Here is a 1,965-nt window from a genome sequence, read left to right as displayed (position 1 = left end):
GCTCGGCCACCGCGCCGGCGAGGGTGCGGTCGTCCAGCTCGTCGAGCGAGCCGCGGCCGAACAGCGCCTGGCTCGCCGCGATGACCGCCTCCGTGGCCCCCGCGCCGTGCACCAGCGTGGTGACGTCGCCCGCGAGCGCCTTCTGCGCCTCGCGCGCGAAGGGCCGCTCGGCCACCTCGCGCTCGAGCTCGGCGATCTCCTCACGGGAGCGGAACGTGAACACCTTGAGGTAGTTCACGACGTCGGCGTCGGCCTGGTTGAGCCAGAACTGGTAGAAGGCGTAGGGGCTGGTCATCTCCGGGTCGAGCCAGATGGACCCGCCCTCGGACTTGCCGAACTTGGTGCCGTCGGCCTTGGTGATCAGCGGTGTCGTGAGCGCGTGCGCGCTGACCCCCTCGGCCTTGCGGATCAGCTCGACGCCTGCCAGGAGGTTGCCCCACTGGTCGTTGCCGCCGAGCTGCAGCGTGATGCCGTGCCGCCGGTACAGCTCCCGGTAGTCCATGCCCTGCAGCACCTGGTAGCTGAACTCGGTGAAGCTGATGCCCTCGTCCGAGGCCAGCCGCCGGGCCACGATGTCCTTGGACAGCATGGTGCCCAGGCGGAAGTGCTTGCCGATGTCGCGCAGGAACTCGATCGCCGACATGGGCGCGGTCCAGTCCAGGTTGTTCACCATGCGCGCGGCGTTGTCGCCGTCGAACGACAGGTGCGGCTCGATCTGGGCGCGGATGCGCTCGACCCAGCCGGCGACCACCTCGGGCGAGTTGAGCGTGCGCTCGCCCGAGTCGCGGGGGTCGCCGATGAGGCCCGTCGCTCCGCCGACCAGCAGGTAGGGCCGGTGGCCGGCGTCCTGCAGGCGGCGGGCGGTCAGAACCTGCACGAGGTTGCCGATGTGCAGCGACGGCGCCGTCGGGTCGAAGCCCACGTAATAGTCGACGGTGCCCTCCGACAGTGCAGAACGCAGCGCGGCCTCGTCGGTGGACTGCGCCACCAGGCCTCGCCATTGCAGCTCGTCGAAGATGTGGGTCACCGTGGATGCTCCTTCTGATGGGGGTAGACCGGTCGTTGTCGGTCGGGTACCGCTCGGCGGGCTCGTCGGCCCGATGGTCATAGTCTGCCCGACGGCGGCGCGGGGCTCGCCCTCATTCCATTCCGCCGCGCTCCCGCGCCTGCGCGCTCACGGGCGTGAACAGGTTCACCAGGGTGCCGTCGGGGTCGCGCACGAGCAGCGACCTGTTGCCCCAGGGCATGGTGGTGGGCGGCGTCACGGTGTCCACCGTGCCGGCGAGCCCGGTGAACAGCGCGTCGACGTCGTCGACGAGGAACTCGACGATGGCCGTGCGGTTCGCAGCGGGGCTCGCGGAGCCGGGGCCGAAGAGCTGGACCGTGCGTGTGCTGCCGATCGCCAGGGTGCCCCGGCTCGTGCGCAGCTCGGCGAACTCGGGCGACGGCCGGTCCGCGGTGACGCCGGTGACGCGCTCGTAGAACGCGGTCAGCCGCTCGACGTCGTCGGTGATCAGGCGCACGGAGGCGAAGGTCGTGGGGCGCATGGCGTGGTCCTTCCGGTCGTGGCCGCGGTCGATCCGCGACTCCTGACCAGCGTGCCGTCGCTCCGCGACATCCCTGTGTCGCTGTTTCAGCCGAGCAGTGTCAGGGTGCGCAGGTCGCTGTCGGGCACCTGGACGTCCTCCGGCCGGACGGTCCGGTGGGGCGCGCGCTCGCTGGTGGCCGTGACCCGGTCGACGCGGTCGAGGCGGAAGGCGCGGATCCCGTCGCGCAGCCGGCACCAGGCCAGCAGGTACCACCCCGTGGACGAGCCGACGAAGCCGAGCGGCTCGACGTCGCGCGTCGTCGCGGTGCCCGCCCGGTCGGTGTAGCGCAGGCGCAGGACCCGGCGCGCGGAGATCGCGTCGGTGAGGACGGCGGGGACCGGCGGCACCTGCGGGGGCGCCCCGAGCAGGTGCACGC

The 1,965-nt window shown here is 71.9% G+C and carries 3 protein-coding genes; all 3 read right to left on the bottom strand.

All coding sequences use genetic code 11. The annotated features are described in order from the left end of the window. Positions 1 to 1,027, bottom strand: a 1,027-nt coding sequence (tyrS, locus tag PROKR_RS38220; protein ID WP_036966240.1) for a tyrosine--tRNA ligase, incomplete at its 3' end; no start/stop codon positions are given. A 112-nt stretch (positions 1,028 to 1,139) separates the two neighbouring features. Beyond that, on the bottom strand, positions 1,140 to 1,547 hold the full coding sequence (locus tag PROKR_RS38215; protein ID WP_036966237.1) for a VOC family protein: 408 nt from the start codon (positions 1,545 to 1,547) through the stop codon (positions 1,140 to 1,142). 86 nt (positions 1,548 to 1,633) lie between these two features. Next, the coding region (locus PROKR_RS38210; RefSeq protein WP_036966234.1) for a helix-turn-helix transcriptional regulator at positions 1,634 to 1,965 on the bottom strand (332 nt) is incomplete at its 5' end.

Origin of the sequence: Promicromonospora kroppenstedtii DSM 19349 (assembly GCF_000515355.1) — a bacterium.
GTDB lineage: Bacteria > Actinomycetota > Actinomycetes > Actinomycetales > Cellulomonadaceae > Promicromonospora > Promicromonospora kroppenstedtii.
This window is presented reverse-complemented; position numbering and strand designations above follow the sequence as displayed.

What these genes read in the sequence shown, in the direction of transcription:
- PROKR_RS38215 (WP_036966237.1), bottom strand. Translation starts at nt 1,547, where the DNA reads ATGCGCCCCACGACCTTCGCCTCCGTGCGCCTGATCACCGACGACGTC.